Below are 860 nucleotides of genomic sequence, written 5' to 3' on the forward strand. Positions count from 1 at the left end.
GCAAGTTCCGGGCATGCTTATTGTACAGGATCGGGAGGGTGATATTTATGAGCAGTTTGCCAGGATTCCCCAAGAAGGTGTAGATTTATTGGTCAGGGCAAGGGCAGACCGTTCACTTCCAGATGGGACAAAATTATTTTCCAGCATCGACAAAGAGCAGGTACCCGCTGTTTATTCGGTTTTTATTGATGCCAGAAATGGGAAGAAAAAGAGAACAGCCAAGGTAGAAGTCCGCTATAAACAAGTAGAAATAAAGAGCCCTAAAAGAATAAATGAAAATACGCCTAAAAGCTTAAAAATATATTTTATAGAAGCCAGGGAAATTGAATATGAAGGCAGCGATGCGGTCTGCTGGCGTTTGTTAACTACCCTATCTATAGATAATATGGAGATGGCCATGAACTGTATCGAGTGGTATAGCTGGCGTTGGAGAATCGAAGAGATATTTAAAATTCTGAAAAAGGAGGGCTATGACATTGAATCCTCAGAACTGGAATATGCTTCTTCGATCCGAAAACAAAGCTTAATGATTATGGAAGTTACCATTAAGCTGTTCTTAATGCGCCTTGCCTATGCTGAGCCGGAGATAGAAATTACTCCCGGCTCCTGTTTTCATCCTGAAGAACAGCAGCTGATGGAAGAATACATGAAAGATCTGGAAGGCAGTACCCAAAAGCAAAAAAATAATTATTCAAAGACGGATCTTAAAAGATATGTATGGGTCATTGCCCGCTTGGGAGGATGGAAAGGATACGAAAGCAACAGGCATCCGGGTATTACAACACTGTGGATTGGACTCAAATGTTTTAAAGATATAGCCAAAGCTTACAAAATCTTTAAAGATGTGTCCACACGATAGT

Annotated in this window: 1 protein-coding gene; it reads left to right on the forward strand. The window is 40.7% G+C overall.

All coding sequences use genetic code 11. The features are described from left to right. A partial coding sequence (locus ACODR7_RS21530) for an IS4 family transposase (RefSeq protein ID WP_488842323.1) occupies window positions 1-859 on the forward strand: 859 nt, incomplete at its 5' end. Between the last annotated feature and the right edge of the window lies 1 nt (window position 860).

The organism is Chryseobacterium sp. FG46 (genome assembly GCF_057809135.1).